The sequence below is a fragment of the Anaerocolumna chitinilytica genome (assembly GCF_014218355.1).
Taxonomy (GTDB): domain Bacteria; phylum Bacillota; class Clostridia; order Lachnospirales; family Lachnospiraceae; genus Anaerocolumna; species Anaerocolumna chitinilytica.
Map to the genome: position 1 here is coordinate 976,437 of NZ_AP023368.1, position 22,103 is coordinate 998,539.

Here is a 22,103-nt window from a genome sequence, read left to right on the forward strand (position 1 = left end):
AGGTGTGGTTACTATAAGCAAGATATGCTTTTTTGATACAAAGCCTTATGACAAGACTTACTTTGATCAGTATAAAGAACAGTTTGGATTTGAAATTGATTATTTTGAACCGAAGTTAAATGCTCATACAGCAATTATGGCCAGAGGCTATGAAATTGTTGTTGCTTTTGTAAATGATACGATTGATGCAAAAACAATTGATATCCTTTATAATGAAGGCGTAAGACTGATAGCCATGCGTTGTGCCGGCTATAATAATATAGATTTTAAAACAGCTTTTAATAAGATCCATGTTGTCAGAGTTCCGGCTTACTCTCCCTATGCAGTAGCAGAGCATGCTATGGCTCTTTTGCTTACCTTAAACCGAAAGATCCACCGCGCTTATAATAGAACGAAAGAACATAATTTCAGCCTGAACGGTTTAACCGGCTTTGACTTGCATGGTAAAACCATGGGAGTTATTGGAACCGGAAAGATAGGGAGGATTTTTATTGACATCTGCAAAGGTTTTGGGATGGAGATATTGGCCTATGACCCATATCCAATGGAGGGATTGGGACTGCATTATGTTTCGGTGGAAGAATTATGTAAGAACTCCGATATCATTTCTCTTCATTGCCCTCTTACAAAAGATACAATGCATATGATTAATAAGGACACCTTAAATCTGATGAAGAAAGGGACTTATATTATTAATACTTCAAGAGGTGCTTTGATAAACAGCGAAGATCTGCTCCATGCTATTAAGGAAGAACAGCTGGGCGGTGCAGTACTTGATGTATATGAAGAAGAAACAGAATTCTTCTATGAAGATTTGTCCGGTGAGATTATAAAGGATGACATTCTTTCAGGATTAATTTCAATGCCGAATGTCATTGTAACTTCCCATCAGGCATTTTTGACAAAAGAAGCTCTTAGCAATATTGCAGAAGTGACTCTTCAAAACATAAAAGCTTTTGTCTCAGGGGAAGGTCTTCCCAATGAAATTTGTTATCGTTGTACAAAAATTGACCATTGTGACAAGAACGAAAAGAACAGATGCTTCTAAATCAAGGTTGTAATCAATTTCATTTTATGCTATAATTTAGGTGCTTTATACAATAGTTAAATAGATAGAAAACAAATTGAAGGAGGTGTTTTACATGAAGTACGAGTGTCCTTGCGGTTATATTTATGATCCTGAAACAGGTGATCCTGATGGTGGTATTGCACCCGGAACTGCATGGGAGGATATTCCGGAAGATTGGGTATGCCCTGTATGTGGTTTAAGCAAAGATTCATTTACACCAATTGATTAATTGACATAGGAAAAAGAGCCCTTGCTTGCTATAAGTATGTGCTCTTTTTTTCAATGTGTATAAACCTGTGCGAATGAAAAATTGATAGAGAAAGGATGCCTCAATATGGCAGCGGTGCAAATTACAATGATAAAGACTGTAATGTGCAACGGGAATACATATGAAAGAATTAAAAGGAACAAAGACAGAAGCAAATTTAAAAGCAGCCTTTGCAGGCGAATCCGAGGCTAGGAACAAATACACATATTTCGCATCCAAGGCGAAAAAAGAAGGTTACGAGCAGATTGCTGAGCTCTTCCTTGAGACAGCAAATAACGAAAAAGAACATGCTAAGATTTGGTATAAACTTCTTCATGAGGGCATCGGTGATACGAAGCAGAACCTTGCGGATGCTGCATTTGGAGAGAACTATGAATGGACACAGATGTATGCGGAATTTGCAAAAGAAGCAAAGGAAGAAGGTTTCGACCGCATAGCTTGGTTATTTGAAAATGTAGCTAAAATTGAAAAAGAACACGAAGAGAGATACAGAAAATTACTGGCTAATTTAGAGGATGGCCTGGTATTCTCAAAGGATGGAGACACTGTATGGCAGTGCAGCAACTGCGGACATATCCATATTGGTAAAAAAGCTCCGGAAAAATGTCCTGTCTGTGAACATCCTCAGGCATATTTTAGAATACTGGCAACAAACTATTAATAGATTTTTTGCGCCGTTTGTACGGCTGAAAGGAGTTTTATATGAAAAATGAACCTAAATTCTTTAAATGTATGCATTGCGGAAATATTGTTACTTTCTTAAATGAATCAGGAGCACCCTTAACCTGCTGTGGTGACAAAATGACAGAACTGGTTGCTAATACCACGGAAGCTGCCACTGAAAAACATCTTCCGGTTGTAGAAAGAGACGGCGATACTGTTACTGTCTGTATTGGAAGCGTAGAGCATCCTATGACAACAGAGCATTCTATTCAGTGGATTTATCTTGAAACTACAAAAGGCTTACAGGCTCGTTTCTTAAATCCCGGTGAGAAGCCCAAGGCAACATTTATTTTATCAGACGAAGAGCCGGTTGCAGCTTATGAATATTGCAATCTTCATGGACTCTGGAAAACAGTGCTGTAGTGAGCGAAACCAAGCCGGCCTTCGAAAAACGAATGGCCGGCATTTTAAATAGAAGAATTTAGAACAGACTGCAATTAACCGTCATATACTTTTATGAATTTACTATTATAGAGATAGAGTTATAATAGAGCAGGAAATGAGGGAACTATGCTGAAGGAACAGGATGTAGAATACATATCCCAATCATTTACCTTTTGGGATAAGTTAAGTGAAAGCGAAAAGAATCGGTTATTAAACGGTACGCTTCCTGTACAGTATGAAAAAGGTGCCAGAGTTCACAGCGGCAGCTATGATTGCATTGGTATATTGCTAATCAGAAAGGGAGAATTACGAGTATATATTCTCTCAGAGGAAGGAAAAGAGGTAACGCTATTCCGCTTGAGGGATAATGATATCTGCATATTATCTGCTTCCTGTATATTAGAGAATATTACCTTTGACGTGCATATAGATGCGGAATGTGACAGTGAAGTACTCTTAGTGGATGCCGCTGCTTATCAGCAGGTATGTATTAAGAATATTTACGCGGATAACTTTACGAATAAGCTGATAATTGATGCATTTTCAGAAGTCATGTGGGCAATGGAGCAGATTCTCTTTATGAGTTTTGATAAACGGCTTGCAATCTTTTTACTGGATGAAACAGCACGAAGCGGACAGGATAATATAGAGCTGACCCATGAACAGATAGCAAAATATGTGGGAAGTGCCAGAGAGGTAGTTTCACGAATGATGAAATACTTTGCCGATGAAGGAATCGTGGAGTTGTATAGAGGCGGAGTAAAGGTAATAGATAAGAAGAAATTAAGGGAATTAGTCCCATAGAATAGAAGAGTACCACAAATGGGGCTGTTGCAAAATAGCCATAATAAACTCTAAAACAGGACTGGGTGTATTATTATACACCCAGTCCTTTCAAAAGAGTAAATTAGCTATTTTGCAACTGCCCCTTGGCTTAAGATATTTTATACCTTAGGCAAGAGCAGAATCCAAAACTTGCTTAAGGGCTTCTTTTGAGGGGACACCTTCATGGATTTTATCGGAATCTACATAAAATGTAGGTACATAAAAATAATCATAGCTATTTGCCACATCCGGATGAAGCTCCTCATCGATATATTGAATTTTTATGTCTTTGTAAGCCGGGTTTTCATGGTATAAATCATCCAGCAAGGAATGAGCTCTGCGGCAGTGAGGACACCAGCTGGTTTCAAACATAATAACGTGCTTCATAGTATATACCTTCTTTCTCTTAATGGTATTGTATATTTTGTTTATATAATAGGACAAATTTAATGTAATTATGTATTTGATTGTACACAATCTAAATGATATACTATACTATAGCATTTTTTAGGAAACATGTAAATAAAAAAATAAATATTAAAGTCAGATTCGGGAGAAATGGCTCTTTAACAGTTGACTATCTGCTACTTTACAGCTAAAATGTTCCTAGAAGCATTCTCGTTCCCTGATTTGATAGGCTTTGAAGTACTAATGGGAGCCGGGTAGAAAATAAAATAATAAAATGAGGTGCAAAAAATGAAAATAACTGAAATTGCGGAGTCAACCTATCAATTATCTGTTGATGTGGAAAATATACTGTTTGAAGGTTTATGGGAAATACCTAACGGTGTAACTTTAAACTCCTATATTATTAAGGGTGAGAAAACTGCTATTATAGATGGTGTATGCGGATGGGACGGTGTTCCCGAGACTCTGTTTTCGCTATTAAAGGAGCTTGAGATTGAACCTGCATCCATCAAATACCTTGTGGTAAACCATGTGGAACCGGACCATTCCGGCTGGATAGAGTCCTTTAAGAAGATAAACAGTGATTTTCAAATCCTTAGCAGTAAGAAGGGAAAGGAACTACTGGAAGCTTTCTACGACTTAACAGAGAATGTTACGGTAGTGGGGGACAAGGATTCCTTTGACCTTGGGAATGGACATCTGCTTAACTTTGCTGAGATTCCTAATGTTCACTGGCCTGATACCATTGCAACTTTTGATCAGGCAACAGGTGTTTTATTTCCCTGTGATGCCTTTGGTTCCTTTGGGAAATGCGATGGCAGAATCTATGCAGAAGAATTCAGCGAAGAAGAATTAAAAGAATATGAGAAGGATACAATAAGATATTATTCCAATATTGTAGCAACTTTTTCTCCTCAGGTTAAATCAGCGATTAAAAAGGTAAGAGAAATCCCTGCCAAGCTCATTGCGCCTGGTCATGGATTAGTATGGAAAGATACGAAAGCAATTATGGATGCATATGATGCTTATGCAGATTACCAGAAAGGACCTGCCAGAGCAGAAATCACTTTTATCTGGGGTTCTATGTATGGGATGACGGAGGCTGCAGTAAAGCACGCGTTAAAGGTACTGGAGAAGGAAGATATTACCGTTCATGTTCATAGAGTACCGGAGGATTCCTGGGGAACGGTATTGACCTCAGTCTGGACCTCTACAGGAATTATACTTGCAATGCCTACCTATGAATTTAAGATGTTTCCGCCTATGGGAGCAGTTCTTGAAGAGATCGGTAAGAAGAAAGCACTTAACAGAAAGGCTTTCCGCTTTGGTTCTTTTGGCTGGTCCGGCGGTGCGGAGAGAGAACTTGCAGACATTAATACAAGACTTAACATGGGCTGGGAGTTCTTAGAACCGGTTGAATTCAAAGGAACACCAAGCTCTGAGGATATGGAAAAAATCGAAGCACAGATAAAAGTGCTTGTAGCTCAGGTGAAAGAGACTGTAAATAATAAGCAGTAAATCTTGGAAGCAGATAATGGATTTACAATAAATAATAAATAATATATTATAAAATACTGTTATAAGCACGGACAGAATGGTTTACTCCATCCTGTCCGTTTTTGCGGTGTTCTATAGAATTTAAAAACGTTTTTGAGCTGAAACTTAAGGAATAATAGAACTATCGTTCTTTTAACTTGAGAAAAAACTATAATTAATTTTAAAAAACATATAATATGCACAAAATATAAATAATCCAAGTAAAATATTGCACAATCATTACAATCAGCCTATCGTTAATGACAAATAAAAATGTTTTTATTATTGCCTTTCAGGAAAAAGAATACTATAATCATAATAGCATTATCATCGCATAATTATGGGAAAGGAAAGGATATTTCAATGAAGAACTACTATTTAGACGGTAAAGCTTATATCCTGGAAGATTATCATAAGCTTCCACCATTTTCAAGCTTTCTTCCCGGACTAGCAGGTATTAAGGGAATTCCTATGTGGGTTTATTACACCAACAGAGGACAAGGAGTAAACAGTTTTGGAATACATCACAAAAATAATGCCATAATGGAGTTCAATCCTGCCAATACAGCTTATGAAAATACAGCAATAAAGGGTTTTCGAACCTTTATACGAAGAGGAGGCAGTTTCTTTGAACCTTTCTTTTCTGGCATAACAAATGCAAAGCGAAGGTTTGTCATACATCAGAACAGTTTTGAGATTGAGGAAATAAATGAGGAACAGCAATTAAAAATTCATATTACATATTATGTACTGCCTTTAGAGAATATCGGTGCTTTGGTTCGAAAAGTTGAAATAACAAACCTTTCAGAAACAGAGCAGGATTTAGAGGTGTTGGACGGTCTGCCTAAGATTCTGCCCTTTGGCATGAAGAACAATGAATATAAGGAAATGTCCAACCTGTTAAAGAGCTGGTCTGATATTAAGAATATAGAGAATAATGTACCTTATTATGCAATGCGCTCTTCCAGCGATGATTCTGCGGAGGTTTCCGAAGTGGAAGGCGGTTATTATTACCTTAGTATAGCAGACGGAGAGGTCATTCCGATCATCTATGATGCAGAAGCTGTCTTTTCCTATGATACAACTTTTATGCAGCCGGTCCGCTTTGAAGCAGAGGGGTTAGAGGGAGTTTTGGAGAAGGAGCAGTGTTTCGCTAATAAGATTCCATGCGGATTCACTCCTTTAAAAGTAAAGCTCTCATCCAAAGCGACCTATACTTTCCATACAATGGTAGGGTTTTCACAAACGCCAGAGCAGATAAACAGTAAGCTTGCTAAGATGAAAGAAGAAGGCTTCTTTAAAGAAAAGGAAGCTTTGGCTGCCAAATGCTGCGAAGAGCTTACAAAGGATGTGAAGACTGTAACCGGTGTGCCTTTGTTTGACAGTTATGTAGAATACAGCTATATGGATAATTTCTTAAGAGGCGGATATCCCTTTGTCTTCGGAGAGGAAGATAACAAGTCTGTTATACATCTCTTTAGCAGAAAACATGGAGACCCGGAGAGAGACTATAATTTCTTCTCTATTAACGGTGAATATTATTCCCAGGGTAACGGTAATTTCAGGGATGTAAATCAAAATAGAAGAAATGACCTGCTCTTTAACAAAGAAGTAGGAGATTTTAATGTTAAAACCTTCTATCAGCTGATACAGATAGACGGTTATAATCCACTGGAAGTAAGACCTTCCACTTTCCGTATAAAAGCAGAAGAGGAAAGTGCTGCAGAAGAATTCTTAAAGACAGCGGCACCAAAAGAATGGGAAGTGCTTCTTGGTACCGGAAAGAAGCCTTTTACCCCCGGCCAGATAGCAGGTACGCTGGCACGTTATTCCATTGAGCTTACCATATCAGAGGATGAATTCCTTACTAAGCTTTTGTCTTTTTGTAATCAGAATATAGAAGCTGGTTTTGGTGAAGGTTATTGGAGCGACCATTGGGATTACAATTTGGATTTGATTGAGAATTATTTAAAGATTTATCCTGAGAAGAAAGAAGCTCTGCTCTTTGGTGACAAGACTTACCGTTATTACAACAGTCCGGCCAGAGTTCTTCCCCGCAGTGAAAAGTATGTGATAATCTCAAAGGGAGAGTTAAGACAATACGGTGCTCTTGTTCATGATGTTGAGAAAGAAAATAAACCCGGGTTTGTAAAGAACGGTACCAATTGGCTTAAGAACAAGAAAGGGGAATATGTTTCCACAACCTTAATGGCAAAGCTAATTAACCTTTCTCTGATTAAATTTTCAACACTTGATCCGGAGGGTATGGGAGTTGAGATGGAAGGCGGCAAACCTGGCTGGAATGATGCCATGAACGGGTTACCTGGACTCTTTGGAAGCGGTATGCCGGAAACCCTTGAATTAAAAAGAACTTTGGAATTCGTAATAGGTGCACTGAATTTAGAAAAGCATGTGAACCTGCCGGAAGAAGTATACCAGCTTCTTATAAAGACTAAAGAGTTGGCATCACAGCTCCTGGAGGGTACTCTAAGTCAGTTTGATTATTGGGATAAGGTTACCTCTTTAAGAGAAGAGTTTAGAGATGCTGTCCGTTTTGAACTGGATGGAAGAGAAGTTCAAATGGATACGGAGGAGATAAAAACTGTTCTTACAAGTTTCTTAAAAATTGTAAATAACGGCATTGACAGGGCGAAATATATGGGAAACGGCATGATGCCTACCTATTTCACTTTCTATGCTGATTCCTTTATTCCTGTAAAAACCGAAGAGGGGAAAGAACTAATTACCCCTTATGGTCTTCCCGCCGGTAAAGCCTTAAGCTTTAAGACGGTAATGCTTCCTTTCTTCTTGGAAGGACCTGCAAGATATCTGGCCTCAGAAGAATGTGAGGAAGAAGCCGAAGCACTTCATAGAAAAGTGAAGGAAAGCGGTATTTATGATAAAGAGCTTAAGATGTATAAGACCAGTGAATCCCTTGAGCATATATCTATGGAAAACGGCAGAATTAGGGCCTTTACTCCCGGGTGGCTTGAAAGAGAAAGTATCTTTTTACATATGGAATATAAATATTTATATGGAATGCAAAGAGCAGGTCTTTGGGAAGATTTTTATGAAGAGATAAAGACCACCCTGATTCCGTTCCTTCCCCCTGAAATGTATGGAAGAAGCATTCTCGAGAACTCTTCCTTCATAGCTTCCTCTGCGAATCCCAATAAGGAAATTCATGGAAGAGGTTATGTGGCTAGATTAAGCGGCTCTACCACTGAAATTCTGTCCATGTGGAGCCAGATGTTTATCGGTAACAGAGTATTTACCCAGGAACCGGAAGGATTAACTCTTCACCTGGAACCTAAACTTCCTGCATGGTTCTTTAATGAAGAACAGGAAGCCTCCTTTACTTTCTTATCCGGCTGTACCATCACCTATAAGAATCCTACGGGAAGGCCTACTTTTGGAAAAGACAGAGCTGAAATATCTCACATCATAACTGAAGAGGGTGAGCGAATTGAAGGAAGCAAAATAGCAGGCAAGACAGCAGAGGCAATCCGAGAAGGAAGTATAAAGAAGCTTACGGTATATTTCGCCCACTAATAATCACAAGCAGGAGGATACATCAATATGGATTTAATTATTACCACCTATGAGAATCAGGAAAGGGTAACGAAGGTTCTGACCTGTGAGCTGCCTGAGGAAAAAGGCGCTGCAATGAACGTTGTGAATCTCTATCCGGAGATTGAATACCAAACCTTTCATGGTTTTGGCGGAGCAGTAACGGAGGCGGCAGGTTATTCCTTTTCAAAGCTGGAAAAGGAAAAACAGGAAGAAATCCTGGCGAAATATTTTGGAGAAGACGGATTAAGATATCATTTTATACGAACCCATATTGACAGCTGCGATTTCTCTTTGGGTAACTATTCCGCTATGGAGGACCCGGAGGACAAAGAAATGAAATCCTTCTCTTTAAAACGGGACGAAGAATATATACTTCCATTGCTTAGAAGGGCAAGAGCATTAAAGGGAGAGGACTTTGACCTGATGTTAACTCCCTGGTCACCTCCGGCTTTTATGAAGACAAACAATGACAGAAATCATGGCGGAAAATTAAAAGAGGAATACAAAGAATTTTGGGCAGAATACATTTGCCGTTATATAAAAGAATATGAAACACTGGGCTTTCCGGTAAATCGCATAACAGTCCAGAACGAACCGGACGCCATTCAGACCTGGGATTCCTGCAGCTTTAATCCGGCAGAGGAGAAAGAATTCTTAAGAGATTACTTATATAAGGCACTTGTTAAGAATGGACTTTCTCATGTGAAAATTAATATCTGGGACCATAATAAGGAACGGGTATACGAAAGAGCTAACGCGATAATAGATGAAGAAACTGATAAGATGATTGACGGAGTTGCTTTTCATTGGTATACAGGGGACCATTTTGAAGCGGTAGGTCTTACCAAGGATACCTTTCCCGGTAAAGAGTTAATATTTACGGAAGGCTGCGTGGAATACAGCAGATTTGATGCCGGACAGCTGAGAAATGCACAGATGTATGCCCATGATATCATTGGCAACCTGAATGCAGGAATGACTGCTTTTATTGACTGGAATATTCTGCTGGATGAAAAGGGCGGGCCGAATCACGTTGGGAATCTCTGTGATGCTCCTGTTATGGTAAATACAGAGGACGGAAGCTATGAAGAAAAGCTTTCCTTCCACTATATCAAGCATTTCAGCCGCTACATTGACCGTGAGGCCAAGAGAATTGCACTTACCAAATATACTGACAGATTGGAAATGACAGCTTTTAAGAATCCGGACAAATCAGTGGTATTGGTGGTCCTTAACAAACAGGATGAGGAACTGCCTGTATCCATTAGAATACAGGGATTAAATACAGAGTTTCAAGTGCCGAAGAGTTCAATTGTAACAGCTGTCATAAAATAGTTTTATTGCAAGTGTTTTTCCTACAGATTTCCCAGAGAAAAGCACTTGCTTTTTTGTGGGGGATTACGTTATAATTAACAGGAAGTAACTGTATATTTTGTCGATTTACAAACGCGTGGGAGAAACTTATGTCAGAAATTCAGGGAATTAATCGTCTTACAACTACTGCCGGAACCACAGCTGCTAATGAAAAGAAGGTGGCTTCTTCAAAGAGCTTTTCTTCTTATCTGGGTGAGACTGTGAGCCTGGATGAGATATTTAATGAAGCAGCTAAAAAATATAATGTACCGGTGGATTTATTAAAGGCTATAGGCAAGCAGGAATCCAATTTTAATCCTGATGCGGTTTCAAGATGCGGAGCCCAGGGGATTATGCAGTTAATGCCAAGAACCGCAGCTTCCCTTGGTGTTGATGACTCCTTTGATCCAAAGCAAAATATCATGGGCGGTGCGAAATACATATCACAGCTTCTTAATAAGTATGATGGGAATGCCTCATTGGCACTGGCTGCCTATAATGCAGGCAGTAATAACGTTGCGAAATACGGCGGGATACCTCCCTTTAAAGAAACACAAAACTATGTAAAAAAGGTTTTAGGATATATGCAGGAAGGTGTTAATGCAGGTGGTACCGTGACTGTGAAACAAGGCACGAATTCTACTTCAAATCTTCCGGATATTGCTGCGATAAAGAGTAATCTGGTTAGAACGGAGACAGAAGATGAGACGGAAGATAATAATATCCTTGAAGAGCTCTTTTCTTATGACGACTATATGAAGTTTATGGAGATTTTCATGGAAGAGAATAAGGATGAGAAGGAAGACAACACGAATAATTATTTTTCCAAAGCAATCAGTTACAATGCTCCGATAATGAATTTGTTTAATAATTAGTCATAAATGCCTGTTCCTTTTTTTGCCAGCAAATTAAAGGGAATGGGCATTTATTGCATTATTTTTGATACAAAAAGGAGAATCTATGAAACAAATCGGTGATGTTATTCATGAAATGATTGAATATTATGCAGGAGATGTAAGGAGAATCAATCATTTTCTTAAAGTGTATGCTTATGCGAAAACCATAGGAGAACTAGAGGAGCTTGACAAGGAAACCAGAGAAATACTGGAGGTTACAGCAGTTGTCCACGATATCGGTATTAAGGTAAGTGAGAGAAAATATAACAGCAGTGCGGGAAATTATCAACAGATTGAAGGCCCTATTGTAGCAGAGCCAATGCTGGCAAAGCTGGGATACGAAAAAGCTTTTATTAAGAGGGTATGTTATTTGATAGCACATCATCATACCTATACTAATATTACAGAAAAGGATTATCAGATATTGGTTGAAGCAGATTTTCTTGTAAATTTGGATGAAGATAAGGCTTCAGAGGTTACGATTAATAATGTATACCGGAATATTTTCAGAACGGAAACAGGAAAAGCAATTTTGCAGAATGTTTTCCGTTTGAAATTGTAGGGGTAAGAAGTGATAGACTTAAGACCACATCATGGTATGTGTATCGGGCAATTCAAAGGCTATGGCTACAGCGAAGATTTCGTCAGGAATATGACAGCGGTTGTGAATATGCTTTTTGAAAACCCTGAGACATTGGTTAGACTGGTAGTGACAGGAGATTGTATCTGCAGCAGCTGCCCTCATTTAAAGGAAGAAGGCTGCACTTCGGGTCAGAAGGTTATGGAGTATGACAGAAAGGTTTTAATGCTATGCGGACTACATGAGAATGAGGTTGTAACCTGGCGCGGATTTGTCAGTCTTGTGAAAGAATATATTTTGGATAAAAATAAACTGCCGGAAGTATGTACAAATTGTAGCTGGCTTTCAGTTTGTCTGGACTGTCAGGGCTTTCGGTATGAAAAAGTGTGAAGAATACATCGTATTTTTCACACTTTTTTTATGCAGTAGTGCAGAATGTCTGCAGTTTGCAGGGATACACTTTAGCAGGAATATGAATTTCAATTATTCTTTTTTGTATATAGTGCTTTTATCCTAAGCAAAAAGCACAAAATATCTTGCTTTTTAACCGTGTCATTATTGATTAGTGACAAAAGGTATTTTTATTAAGTTGAATAATAATAGGGGAATCCTTTATAATAAAAATATCTTAAGAAAAGATTGGCCAATCGCTTCTTAATGTCATATGCGAAATCCATTACGATTTAAAGAGAGGGTATGAGATGAAAGAAAAAATTCAATCATTCGGCAGAGCGTTAAGTAGTATGGTTATGCCTAACATCGGTGCTTTTATAGCATGGGGTCTTATAACAGCACTGTTTATTTCCACCGGTTGGGCACCTAATGAAAAATTATCAGGGCTTGTAAGCCCTATGGCAACCTATCTATTACCTTTACTGATCGCTTATACCGGCGGTAAGAATGTTGGCGGAATAAGAGGCGGTGTAATGGGTGCTATTGCAACCATGGGTGTTATTGTTGGTGCAGATGTACCTATGTTCTTAGGAGCAATGATTATGGGACCTTTATCCGGTTACATAATCAAAAAATTTGATAAACTAATTGAAGGTAAAGTAATAGCTGGCTTTGAAATGCTGGTAAATAACTTTTCCATCGGTATTATAGGCGGTATTCTGGCTGTTATTGGATTCCTTGGTATCAGCCCCATCGTTGCAGGACTTAATTCTGTAATGGAAGCAGGTGTTGGATTCTTTGTAAATCACGGAATTCTTCCTTTGGTAAGTATATTTATTGAACCTGCAAAGATATTATTCTTAAATAATGCAGTAAATCATGGTATTTTATCACCTATGGGTATGCAGCAGGCTTCAGAAACCGGTAAGTCTATCTTCTTCTTACTGGAAGCTAACCCTGGTCCTGGACTTGGTATTCTTCTTGCTTATTGTATCGCGGGCAAGGGAAATGCTAAGAGTTCCGCTCCTGGAGCAATAATCATCCATTTCCTTGGTGGTATTCACGAAATTTACTTCCCTTATATATTAATGAATCCTATTTTGATTCTGGCAGCAATCGCAGGTGGTGCAAGTGGAGTAGCAACTTTAACACTTACAAAAGCAGGTCTTGTCGGACCCGCTTCACCCGGAAGTATCATTGCCGTTCTTGGTATGACAGAAAAACACAGCTATGTAGGTGTTATTCTTTCCGTATTGATTGCGTGTGCGGTATCCTGTGTAGTTGCAGTTCCTCTGTTAAAGATATTTGGCAAAGAAGAAGATCTGGAAGCTGCCCAGAAGATGATGAAAGAAATGAAGAATGCTTCCAAAGGCATTCCGGCAGCTGATACTGTAGCTATAAAAGGCGTAAAAAATATCGTATTCGCTTGCGATGCAGGAATGGGTTCCAGTGCAATGGGAGCAACCATATTACGTAAAAAACTTGCAGCAGCAGGACTTGGTTCTATCAATGTAGTTCACGCATCTGTTTCTTCCATACCGGAGGATGCACAGATCGTTGTTACTCATGAGGAATTAAGAGAGCGTGCAGCTCATAGCTGCCCGAAAGCAAGACTGGTGTTAATCAAGAATTTCATGGCAGCACCTGAGTATGATATGTTAGTGGAAGAATTAAAAGCTTAATAATTGAAATAAAGAAACGGACAGGGGATTGCAGGATATCTTTCGGGGTATTTTGCAAACCCTTAGTTCCGGTTTATAGAATTGTAATTATACAGCAGTTGTGGAATAAGAAAAAGTCATGGAAAAGAGGGTCTGATATGATGTTATCTCCGCGCCTCATACAATTGTTTACGATACTTCTGAAAGAAGAAAGGCCAGTCCCTGTTCAAAAACTGGCAGAAGATGTGAAGGTAAGCAAACGAACCGTTCAAAGAGAATTGGATAATACCGAAGGTTTCTTAAAAAAGTACGGACTTCGCCTTAGTACCAAAGCAGGTACCGGTATATGGCTTGAGGGAGAGAAACACAGTAAAGACTTACTAATGGAAGAACTTGAGTCAAATGAAACCATAGATTTTATCAATAAAGAGAAAAGGCGAACAAGCCTTATTCTGGAGATTCTAAAAGACAGAGAGCCAAAAAAGCTCTATTACTACAGCAACATACTTGGTGTCAGTGAAGCAACCATCAGCAGTGATATGGAAGCGATTAAGGAATGGTTTGAACGATTTGATCTGATGCTAATCAGAAAACAGGGATACGGAGTAACCCTTGAAGGTACGGAAAGAAATTATCGCCTGGCAGTGAAGCGTTTTCTAGACGAGAACACAGATGACTTAGATATCAGAGTGGCAATCGGTGAGAGAAAATGGTCTGTTCTGGGAGAATTTTATGAGAAAGAAAATAAAGGTATTTTTCAATTAATAGATTATAAGGTTTTAGAGCAGGTAGTACAGTGTCTTAGCAGCATCATGGATAAAAAACTTATCAAGCTTACGAATAGTTCCTACTGTTCCCTGGTGCTTCATATCACCATAGCTATCATGAGAATAAAAAGTCAGGATGTCCTTTCTGCTGATGCAAAAGAAACTGATAAAATAATATATCATGAGGATTATGAGCTTGCTTTAAGAATCGCAGAATCCCTGGAAAAGGAGTTTTATATAAGGATACCGGAAGCAGAAATAGCTTATATCCTGCTCCACATCAGTGGTTCCAAACTCCAATCCATCGACATAAATGCAGATATGGATAAAGGAAAAGTGGTCAGTGAGGAATTACTGGAGCTTATTAATGAATTAATAGATATCTATGATAAAGACAATGCTTACGAGTTAAAGCAGGATGAAGAATTTGTTATTGGGCTGTTAGCACATTTAAAACCAACCTTTATACGGCTGAAAAATGGGCTATCCATTACCAATCCCCTGTTATCACAAATTCAGGAGACTTATCCTGACATTTATGGGAAATGCCAGGAGGTAGGTAAGTACATTGAGAAGAAATATGGCTTTACTGTGCCGGAAGACGAAGTCGGGTACCTGGTTATGCACTTTGGGGCCGCAGGGGTAAGACTTCAGGATAAGAAAGAGAGTATTCGTAAAGTGGATTTAGGTATCATCTGCGTCAGCGGTATCGGAATTTCAAGACTGATGCATTCCAAACTTAAGAATTTTCTCAAAGACCGGGTTCAGATATACACTTATGGAAAAGAGGATTTATCACCGGGAGTCCTAAAGAATCTGGATTTTATGATCTCCAATGTGGATATTGATGAAACACGGGCAGATGTGTTAATGGTAAGTCCTTTGCTGACAGAAAAAGAGTTAAAACAGATTGATGAGAAGGTAAAGCTATATGCAAAGACACCGAAGAAAAACAGTAAAGACAGTGCCTTTTCTAAGCAGCTTGAGCATATTAATTTCTTTATTAATCAGATTAAGGGGATTTTAAAGGATTTTCAGTTCATGAAAGTGAGTGAAAAAATTTCTTTTGAGGAGTTATTAGTTGCTGTGACCGAGAAGATTTCACCTTTTAATGCAAACCGCCTGATAATTCAGGAAGACATAAAAAGGCGTGAGAAGATTTCTTCTCAGGTATTTCCGGAATACGGCTTTGCCCTGCTTCACTCCAGAACAAGGGGAGTGGTCAAACCTAATTTCTCTCTCTGCGTTACGAAGGACAGAACTCCTTTTGCTGATAATTATTTTAAAGGGATACGGGCGGTTGTCATTATGCTGATTCCGGAAGATGATGAAGCGAAAGTGAATGGAGATATTATGGGGTATGTCAGCAGTCAGTTGATTGAAGACGGAGAGTTCTTAAGACTTATTTTTACCGGTGAACAGGAAAGGGTCAAGGAGTATCTGGAAAAGATTCTGCGTCAGTATTTTAAGCAATACCTGGAGACAGTCTGAAAAAATTATGTGAAATAGACCTACAAGAAAGAAGTAAGAAAATGTCTTCATAGTATGATGACAAAGTCATATTTGCTTTCATTGAACAGCCATACGGGAAGGCTTATAATAAAAACAGAAACAGTTCATACAGGAAAGGATTGAGTGCAGTGGGATTATTATTAAAAGAAAATATTGAGATTAATTGTATAGCTAGACCCAAGGAACAGGTAATCCGTGATATCGGTAAGAAATTATGTGACAGCGGATATGTTGAGGAAAATTACATTGAAGCAATGCTTCTAAGAGAAGAATCATTTTCTACAAACATTGGTAATGGAATTGCTCTCCCCCATGGTGTAGAAGCAGCCAAAAAGACGATTAAAAAATCCGGTATAGCTGTCATGGTGTTTCCGGAAGGTACGGATTGGGGCAGCGAAAAGGTTAAACTTATTATAGCAGTTGCGGGTATCGGAGAAGAACACCTTGAAATTCTATCCAATATTGCAGAGAAACTTTCTGATATTGAGAATGTCATACGCGTAATTAACAGCAGTGTTGATGAGATTTATGAAATCCTGACGGAAAAATAAGAAAAGGAAGTGAAGCACCTTTATGATAGTAACAGTAACAATGAATCCTGCTATAGACAAAACGGCAGAACTGGACCAATTGGAAAAGGGAAGCTTGAATCGTTTAAATAATTGTCTTACCGATATAGGCGGAAAAGGGATTAATGTGTCAAAGACAATAAAAGCCATGGGCGGTGAAACCGTTGCTACTGGTTTCTGCGGAGGCAGTACCGGAAAGCTTATAGAAGACACTCTAGAAAAGCTCGGTATCAAAAGTGATTTTATTTCCATTAGTAATGAAACAAGAGTAAACCTTAAGATCGTAGAAGGTAAAGGAATTGTAACAGAGCTTAACGAGCCGGGACCTCTTGTAACGAAAGAGGAATTAAAGGAGTTAACAGAAAAACTGGTTTCCTATGCAAGTGAGGATACTTTGTTTGTATTCGCAGGAAGTATCCCTAAGGGAATAGAAAAAGATATTTATCTGGAGTTAATCCCCCTGGTTAAAAGTAAGGGAGCCAAAGTGTTTTTGGATGCTGATGGGGAGCTCTTTGCTCACGGCTTAGAAGGCAGACCGGATTATATCAAACCAAACAGAGCAGAGCTGGAAGGATATTATAACAAGGATTATAGAGTAACAGAAGAAGAACTTCTGGTAATGGGGAAAGATTTGTTGTCAAAGGGGAGCAGTCTTGTTGCCATATCCTTAGGTCAGATGGGAGCTCTATTTCTTACCGGGGAAGTGTCCGTAAAATGCCCGGGATTAAAAGTAGATGCCCATTCTACCGTTGGTGCGGGAGACGCTATGGTAGCAGCCCTATCCTTTAGCTTGGATAAGAAAGATGATTTTGCAGAATCCGTAAGACTTGCCATGGCAGCTTCTGCCGGTGCCGTAACTACCCAGGGTACGAAGCCACCGAGCAAAGAATTAATCGAAGAACTCAAAAAGAAAGTTGAAATCATTTATTTATAGAAGCCATAAGACAGATTTGTTGCAGTATGGCTGTTAGAAACACGCGCTGATTCAGGCAGTGAAAAGTGAATGATAAGAAAGGATGTCAAATATGAGAACAAAAGCGGTGAGAATGTATGGAGAAGATGACCTGCGTCTGGAAGAGTTTGAGCTTCCGGAAATAAAGGAAGATGAAATATTGGTAAAAATTCTAAGTGACAGTATCTGCATGTCTACTTATAAGTTGGTTAAACAGGGTAAGAAACATAAGAGAGCTCCTCAGAATATAGACACCAATCCGGTAATTATCGGCCATGAATGTGCAGGTGTTATTGTTGAGGTGGGGAAGAAATGGGAAGGAAAGTACAAAGTTGGGGGTAAATTTGCTTTACAGCCGGCACTAAACTATATGGGAAAGCTGGATTCCCCCGGTTATTCCTATGAATTCTGCGGCGGTGCCTGCACTTATTGCATTATGCCTCATGAGGTAATGGAACTGGGTTGTCTGCTTCCCTATAACGGTGACAGCTATTTTGAAGCCTCTCTGGGAGAGCCTATGAGCTGTATTATCGGAGGATATCATGCCAATTATCACACCAATAAGCAGAATTATCATCATGACATGGGAACTAAGACCGATGGCAATATCTTAATACTTGGTGGTTGCGGACCTATGGGACTTGGAGCGGTTAGCTACGGTCTCTATACCGAGAATAAGCCGAAGCGTATTGTGGTTACAGATATCAGTGAGGACAGAATAAGGGAAGCGGAAGAAAGAATTACAAGAGAAGAAGCAAAACAAAAAGGGATTGAGTTATTATATATTAATACCAGCAAATTAGAGGATCCGATAAAGGAATTAATGGCCATAACAGAGAACCATGGCTATGATGATGTATTCGTATATGTTCCCAACAAGGCAGTGGTAGAAATGGGAGATGCTCTTTTAGCCTTTGACGGCTGCATGAATTTCTTTGCAGGCCCTTCTGATAGTGGTTTTACTTCCGGAATCAATCTGTACAATGTTCATTATACCAGTGCACATATACTGGGAACAACCGGCGGAAATAATGATGATTTACTGGAAGCACTTGATTTATCGGCAAAAGGTGAGATAAGGCCGGCAGTTATGGTAACGCATATCGGAGGAATTGATTCCATAGCGGAAGCTACCATTAATCTTCCTTCCATACCGGGCGGAAAGAAGTTAACTTATACACAGTTTAATATGCCTTTAACTGCCATTTCTGATTTTGAAAAGCTTGGAGAGCAGGATGAGCTTTTTAGCAAGTTATCAGATTCTGTGAAGAAGCATAATGGTTTATGGAACAATGAAGCAGAGAAAATACTTTTTGCCCATCACGGTATTGAATAAAGGGAGGACGAAACTTGGTCAGTCAGATATTTACTATAACAAATAAAAACGGCTTACATGCCAGACCAGCCAGTGAGCTGGCTAAGATAGCAAGTACCTGCAGTTCGGATATTACTTTGAGGGTTGGAGAGAAAAGAATAAACCCGAAAAGTATCTTAAATATTATGGCAGCGGCCATACGTTGCGGAACTGAGATTGAAATTGAATGCAACGGAGAAACGGAAGCAGAGGATTTAAAGAAGATTTGCACCGCCCTTGAGCAGGGCTTAGGCGAATAGCATAAATTAAGCCGACCGTTCATGTTAAAATGTAAGGATGATTTTAACACGAATGGTGAATAAAATAAGGAGAGAACCCATGAACGTACTGAAAGTTAATATAGCAGCTTCTGCCGGTATAGCTATGGGAAGAGCAGGCTTGTATAAGCCTGCGGTTAGAAAAATAGCTGAAAATACCGTAGGTACAAATGAGATTCCTCAGGAAATAGAATATTTTAAAGCATCCGTTTCAGCTGCAGAGCATCAATTGCAGGAGTTATCAGAAGCAAATCCTATCTTTGGAGCACATTTGGAGATGGTGAAGGATATTACTCTTCATGAAGCTGTTATATTCAAAATAAGCAAGTCTGGCATGAATGCCCAGAAGGCGGTATATGAGGCCTGCGAAGAGCTGATTACTATCTTTGATTCAATGGATGATGAGTACATGAAAGAGAGAGCTGCCGATATCAAGGATATCAGGGAAAGGCTTCTAAATAACCTTGGCGGAGAGCAGTACACTGCTATGGAGTTTGTTGAAGACACCATATTAATAGCAGGAGACCTAACCCCTTCTGATACAGCGGCGCTGGATTTGAATAAGATTAAAGGAATTATCACCAGGGATGGTGGAGCAACAAGCCATGTAGTTATTCTGGCTAAGAGTCTCTCTCTGCCTGCCATGGTTGGGGTAAAAGAAATCATGGAGGAAGTACAGGAAGAAGATTATTTGATACTGGATGGTTATAATGGTGAGATACTTATAAATCCTGATGATGAAACATTGGAGAAGTACAGGCAGCTTCTGAAAGAACACCTGGAGGAAGATACTATTAGAAGACAGGAGGAGGGGCTTCCCTCTATCACTGTTGATGGAAAAGAAATCCATCTGTTTGCCAATGTAGGAAGTACGGAAGATGTTAAAAAAGCGATGTCTTTTCAGATTGATGGTATCGGCTTGTACCGCAGTGAATTCCTTTATTTGAGCAGCACCCATCTGCCTACGGAAGAAGAACAGTTTATGGCTTACAAAGAAGCGGCAGTACTCTGCGGTAAGGAAATAACCATTCGTACCCTGGATATCGGAGGGGATAAAACCCTGCCTTACTTACCAATGGAGAAGGAAGAAAATCCCTTTCTTGGCTGGCGGGCGATCCGTATTTCTCTTGAAGAGAAGGATTTATTCAAAACCCAATTAAGGGCAATACTAAGAGCAAGTGCTTATGGTAAAATAAGAATAATGTTACCCATGATTATTTCTCTGGAGGAGCTCTTAAAGGCAAAAGAGATTCTTAGGGAATGTATGGGTGAATTAACAGAAGAGGGTATTGCTTACGATACTGCTATACGGACTGGTGTTATGATTGAAACACCTGCCAGTGTTCTCTGTGCGGAAGAACTGGCGGCAGAGGCAGATTTCTTCAGCATCGGCACCAATGATCTTACACAGTACCTTCTGGCAGTAGATCGGGGAAATGCCAAGATAGCAAAGCTTTATAATTCCTTTCATCCTGCGGTTCTAAGAAGTATTCGTATGGTTGCTCAGGCTGCCCATAGGCATGGGATAGAGGCAGGAATGTGCGGCGAATTTGCAGGCAATGAGAAAGCTACAAAACTTCTGATAGGTCTTGGGTTGGATGAACTTAGTATGACACCTGCTAAGCTTGCAGAGATTAAATATAATCTTCGAAGAATTTCCTATAAAGAAGCTATAGGTCTGGCGGATGAAGTATGTAAGCTAGGAACGATAGAAGAGGTAATGAATATACTGATTTAACAATATTAGAAGAATGCCACTGTGAAATAAATTCACAGTGGCATTCTTTATTTTCTTGCTATCTTCACATTGCAGTATTAAAATAGCAATTAGTGGTTACCCGAGTGTAAAGTTGGTATTGTCATAGTACCACCGAAATATTTAAAACACACAAAGAAATGGAGAGCGAATAGTATGAGCAAAAAGCAGAAAGAACTATTGGTGTCGGGTTACGGACCGGTAAATGGAGAACCATCCGTTAAGCTCTGTAAGGTGTCGGAGGATTATAAGGTGGAAAGTACCATCTGGAGAGAGCATATAAAAGAGCCCTCTTATCTTTGTACCTGGAAGGATATGTGCTTTGGCATCCGGGAAGAGAAGGAAAGCGGAAGTATTCTCTGTTTCCAGAGAATTGGTGAGACTTATGTACTTCGTCATGAACTGGAATTACAGGGCGGAGATCTCTGCCATATACTCTATGAGCCAGCTGAGAGCGTCTTATATTGCTCTTTTTACGGAACCGGACATGTAGCGGCAGTTAAGGTGGAAGATTATCATTTCGCGACGGTGCTGAATTTCTTTAGGCTGCCTGCTAATCAGGAGAGTGGTATAGCAAGAGCCCATTGCTGTGAAAAGGAACCTGAGGGTTCTTATGTGCTATTCGCTGGAATAGCACAGGATAAAGTATTTGTGTTCCAGACAGAGAAGGGAAGAATTCTATCGGAGATACCTTCTGCTGAAATCTGTTTGGATACGGGAGCAGGTCCCAGACATCTTAAATTTCATCCAATACTTAATTATCTCTATGTCATAACGGAATATTCCAATGAAATATATGTCTACCTTTTTGAAAAGGAGGAGGGAAAGCCTCATTTTACCCGCATACAGGTAATAAGCACCCTTCCGGATATGTTTAAAGGGGTAAGCTATGGCTCCAGTCTGGTTATTTCAGGGGATGGGAGATTTTTGTACGCAGCAAACAGAGGAGCGGATTCCATCGCAGTTTATGATATTAATCCGGACGGGTTACTTGCTAAGAAGCAGGATATCAGCTGCAAGGGAGAACATCCGAGACATATTGCCCTTGCAAAGGATGATGAATGTTTGATGATAGCGAATCAGAAGTCCAATCAGGTAGTATTGTACACCGTGGATGAGATGACTGGCAAGTTGAAAGATGTTATACAAAGACTGGACTTTTATAATCCCTCCTATGTAGAAGAATTATAAAAATAATTCAGTTCAGTTGAGCAAAAGGAAATGAATTGTAAGCACATAAATCATG

20 protein-coding genes are annotated in these 22,103 nt (G+C 39.4%); 19 read left to right on the forward strand and 1 reads right to left on the reverse strand.

The window, feature by feature from the left end:
- Positions 1-4: 4 nt before the first annotated feature.
- The 5 genes from bsdcttw_RS04365 to bsdcttw_RS04385 all read left to right on the forward strand — a co-directional run bounded on the left by bsdcttw_RS04365 (position 5) and on the right by bsdcttw_RS04385 (position 3,248).
- Positions 5-1,048 (forward strand): 2-hydroxyacid dehydrogenase, encoded by a 1,044-nt coding sequence (locus bsdcttw_RS04365; RefSeq protein ID WP_330602368.1) that lies wholly within the window; start codon positions 5-7, stop codon positions 1,046-1,048.
- A gap of 94 nt (positions 1,049-1,142) precedes the next feature.
- Positions 1,143-1,298 (forward strand): rubredoxin, encoded by a 156-nt coding sequence (gene rd / locus bsdcttw_RS04370; RefSeq protein ID WP_073275358.1) that lies wholly within the window; start codon positions 1,143-1,145, stop codon positions 1,296-1,298.
- A gap of 160 nt (positions 1,299-1,458) precedes the next feature.
- Positions 1,459-1,998 carry a rubrerythrin gene (gene rbr / locus bsdcttw_RS04375; RefSeq protein ID WP_185258188.1) on the forward strand — a complete coding sequence of 180 codons (540 nt, stop codon included), beginning with the start codon at positions 1,459-1,461 and terminating at the stop codon, positions 1,996-1,998.
- A 41-nt stretch (positions 1,999-2,039) separates the two neighbouring features.
- Positions 2,040-2,423, forward strand: a complete 384-nt coding sequence (locus bsdcttw_RS04380; protein WP_185258189.1) for a desulfoferrodoxin family protein — start codon at positions 2,040-2,042, stop codon at positions 2,421-2,423.
- Positions 2,424-2,570: 147 nt separating this feature from the next.
- Positions 2,571-3,248, forward strand: a complete 678-nt coding sequence (locus tag bsdcttw_RS04385) for a Crp/Fnr family transcriptional regulator (protein ID WP_185258190.1) — start codon at positions 2,571-2,573, stop codon at positions 3,246-3,248.
- A 147-nt stretch (positions 3,249-3,395) separates the two neighbouring features.
- On the opposite strand, the gene bsdcttw_RS04390 is transcribed toward bsdcttw_RS04385, so the two are convergent.
- Positions 3,396-3,656, reverse strand: coding sequence for a thioredoxin family protein (locus bsdcttw_RS04390; RefSeq protein WP_185258191.1), 261 nt, complete (start codon positions 3,654-3,656; stop codon positions 3,396-3,398).
- 309 nt (positions 3,657-3,965) lie between these two features.
- Between bsdcttw_RS04390 and bsdcttw_RS04395 the strand changes: the two genes are divergently transcribed.
- From bsdcttw_RS04395 to bsdcttw_RS04460, 14 genes are all read left to right on the forward strand, one after another.
- Positions 3,966-5,195, forward strand: coding sequence for an FprA family A-type flavoprotein (locus tag bsdcttw_RS04395; RefSeq protein ID WP_185258192.1), 1,230 nt, complete (start codon positions 3,966-3,968; stop codon positions 5,193-5,195).
- 381 nt (positions 5,196-5,576) lie between these two features.
- The gene (locus bsdcttw_RS04400) at positions 5,577-8,765 is read left to right on the forward strand and encodes a cellobiose phosphorylase (RefSeq protein WP_185258193.1); all 3,189 of its coding nucleotides are present in this window, start codon (positions 5,577-5,579) and stop codon (positions 8,763-8,765) included.
- Between the two features lie 27 nt (positions 8,766-8,792).
- Positions 8,793-10,121 carry a glycoside hydrolase family 30 protein gene (locus bsdcttw_RS04405; RefSeq protein WP_185258194.1) on the forward strand — a complete coding sequence of 443 codons (1,329 nt, stop codon included), beginning with the start codon at positions 8,793-8,795 and terminating at the stop codon, positions 10,119-10,121.
- A gap of 128 nt (positions 10,122-10,249) precedes the next feature.
- Positions 10,250-11,014 (forward strand): lytic transglycosylase domain-containing protein, encoded by a 765-nt coding sequence (locus bsdcttw_RS04410; protein WP_185258195.1) that lies wholly within the window; start codon positions 10,250-10,252, stop codon positions 11,012-11,014.
- Positions 11,015-11,099: 85 nt separating this feature from the next.
- On the forward strand, positions 11,100-11,597 hold the full coding sequence (locus bsdcttw_RS04415; protein WP_185258196.1) for an HD domain-containing protein: 498 nt from the start codon (positions 11,100-11,102) through the stop codon (positions 11,595-11,597).
- A 9-nt stretch (positions 11,598-11,606) separates the two neighbouring features.
- Positions 11,607-12,005 (forward strand): DUF1284 domain-containing protein, encoded by a 399-nt coding sequence (locus bsdcttw_RS04420; protein WP_185258197.1) that lies wholly within the window; start codon positions 11,607-11,609, stop codon positions 12,003-12,005.
- 311 nt (positions 12,006-12,316) lie between these two features.
- Positions 12,317-13,690 carry a PTS mannitol transporter subunit IICB gene (locus bsdcttw_RS04425; protein WP_185258198.1) on the forward strand — a complete coding sequence of 458 codons (1,374 nt, stop codon included), beginning with the start codon at positions 12,317-12,319 and terminating at the stop codon, positions 13,688-13,690.
- A gap of 137 nt (positions 13,691-13,827) precedes the next feature.
- A complete protein-coding gene (locus bsdcttw_RS04430) occupies positions 13,828-15,927 on the forward strand; it encodes a BglG family transcription antiterminator (RefSeq protein WP_185258199.1) in 2,100 nt (699 codons plus the stop codon).
- A gap of 149 nt (positions 15,928-16,076) precedes the next feature.
- Positions 16,077-16,499: a PTS sugar transporter subunit IIA gene (locus tag bsdcttw_RS04435; protein ID WP_225903789.1), complete on the forward strand. Its 423-nt coding sequence runs from the start codon at positions 16,077-16,079 to the stop codon at positions 16,497-16,499.
- Positions 16,500-16,521: 22 nt separating this feature from the next.
- The gene (gene pfkB, locus bsdcttw_RS04440) at positions 16,522-17,451 is read left to right on the forward strand and encodes a 1-phosphofructokinase (protein ID WP_185258201.1); all 930 of its coding nucleotides are present in this window, start codon (positions 16,522-16,524) and stop codon (positions 17,449-17,451) included.
- A 91-nt stretch (positions 17,452-17,542) separates the two neighbouring features.
- Positions 17,543-18,805, forward strand: a complete 1,263-nt coding sequence (locus bsdcttw_RS04445; RefSeq protein ID WP_185258202.1) for a zinc-binding dehydrogenase — start codon at positions 17,543-17,545, stop codon at positions 18,803-18,805.
- Between the two features lie 14 nt (positions 18,806-18,819).
- The gene (locus bsdcttw_RS04450) at positions 18,820-19,083 is read left to right on the forward strand and encodes an HPr family phosphocarrier protein (protein WP_185258203.1); all 264 of its coding nucleotides are present in this window, start codon (positions 18,820-18,822) and stop codon (positions 19,081-19,083) included.
- Positions 19,084-19,162: 79 nt separating this feature from the next.
- On the forward strand, positions 19,163-20,839 hold the full coding sequence (ptsP, locus tag bsdcttw_RS04455; RefSeq protein WP_185258204.1) for a phosphoenolpyruvate--protein phosphotransferase: 1,677 nt from the start codon (positions 19,163-19,165) through the stop codon (positions 20,837-20,839).
- Positions 20,840-21,013: 174 nt separating this feature from the next.
- A complete protein-coding gene (locus bsdcttw_RS04460) occupies positions 21,014-22,048 on the forward strand; it encodes a lactonase family protein (RefSeq protein WP_185258205.1) in 1,035 nt (344 codons plus the stop codon).
- Positions 22,049-22,103 lie beyond the last annotated feature (55 nt).

Bases quoted from the DNA above. Each gene is read 5' to 3' on its own strand.
- bsdcttw_RS04425 (WP_185258198.1), top strand. From the start codon at position 12,317: ATGAAAGAAAAAATTCAATCATTCGGCAGAGCGTTAAGTAGTATGGTT.
- bsdcttw_RS04415 (WP_185258196.1), top strand. From the start codon at position 11,100: ATGAAACAAATCGGTGATGTTATTCATGAAATGATTGAATATTATGCA.
- pfkB (WP_185258201.1), top strand. From the start codon at position 16,522: ATGATAGTAACAGTAACAATGAATCCTGCTATAGACAAAACGGCAGAA.
- bsdcttw_RS04390 (WP_185258191.1), bottom strand. From the start codon at position 3,656: ATGAAGCACGTTATTATGTTTGAAACCAGCTGGTGTCCTCACTGCCGC.
- bsdcttw_RS04385 (WP_185258190.1), top strand. From the start codon at position 2,571: ATGCTGAAGGAACAGGATGTAGAATACATATCCCAATCATTTACCTTT.
- rbr (WP_185258188.1), top strand. From the start codon at position 1,459: ATGAAAGAATTAAAAGGAACAAAGACAGAAGCAAATTTAAAAGCAGCC.
- rd (WP_073275358.1), top strand. From the start codon at position 1,143: ATGAAGTACGAGTGTCCTTGCGGTTATATTTATGATCCTGAAACAGGT.
- bsdcttw_RS04445 (WP_185258202.1), top strand. From the start codon at position 17,543: ATGAGAACAAAAGCGGTGAGAATGTATGGAGAAGATGACCTGCGTCTG.
- bsdcttw_RS04460 (WP_185258205.1), top strand. From the start codon at position 21,014: ATGAGCAAAAAGCAGAAAGAACTATTGGTGTCGGGTTACGGACCGGTA.
- bsdcttw_RS04410 (WP_185258195.1), top strand. From the start codon at position 10,250: ATGTCAGAAATTCAGGGAATTAATCGTCTTACAACTACTGCCGGAACC.
- bsdcttw_RS04430 (WP_185258199.1), top strand. From the start codon at position 13,828: ATGATGTTATCTCCGCGCCTCATACAATTGTTTACGATACTTCTGAAA.
- bsdcttw_RS04380 (WP_185258189.1), top strand. From the start codon at position 2,040: ATGAAAAATGAACCTAAATTCTTTAAATGTATGCATTGCGGAAATATT.
- bsdcttw_RS04395 (WP_185258192.1), top strand. From the start codon at position 3,966: ATGAAAATAACTGAAATTGCGGAGTCAACCTATCAATTATCTGTTGAT.
- ptsP (WP_185258204.1), top strand. From the start codon at position 19,163: ATGAACGTACTGAAAGTTAATATAGCAGCTTCTGCCGGTATAGCTATG.
- bsdcttw_RS04405 (WP_185258194.1), top strand. From the start codon at position 8,793: ATGGATTTAATTATTACCACCTATGAGAATCAGGAAAGGGTAACGAAG.
- bsdcttw_RS04400 (WP_185258193.1), top strand. From the start codon at position 5,577: ATGAAGAACTACTATTTAGACGGTAAAGCTTATATCCTGGAAGATTAT.